A 231-nucleotide genomic window follows, 5' to 3' on the forward strand; every position below is an offset into this window, starting at 1 on the left:
CGAGATGACGCTGGGCGTAGAGATGCTTGTCGAGTGGGTATTTGAGCGCGCGTGACGGGTTGTTGGGAATGACGGCGAGCGCGCCCTTGGCTGCGATGGCCTGACGCAAGTGATCGGCGTCATAGGCTGTATCGGCCATGACGACCCCGGCGGACAGTCCCTCGATCAATGTGGCGGCTTGCGGTGCATCGCCCTTCTGGCCCGCGGTGAGCGTGAACCGCACGGGACATC

Annotated in this window: 1 pseudogene; it reads right to left on the minus strand. The window is 64.1% G+C overall.

From position 1 onward, the window contains the following. Nucleotides 1–231, minus strand: a pseudogene (locus FNJ47_RS49110) (IS5/IS1182 family transposase); the annotation flags it as partial.

It is taken from the genome of Bradyrhizobium uaiense, from assembly GCF_010811875.1.
Classification (GTDB): domain Bacteria; phylum Pseudomonadota; class Alphaproteobacteria; order Rhizobiales; family Xanthobacteraceae; genus Bradyrhizobium; species Bradyrhizobium uaiense.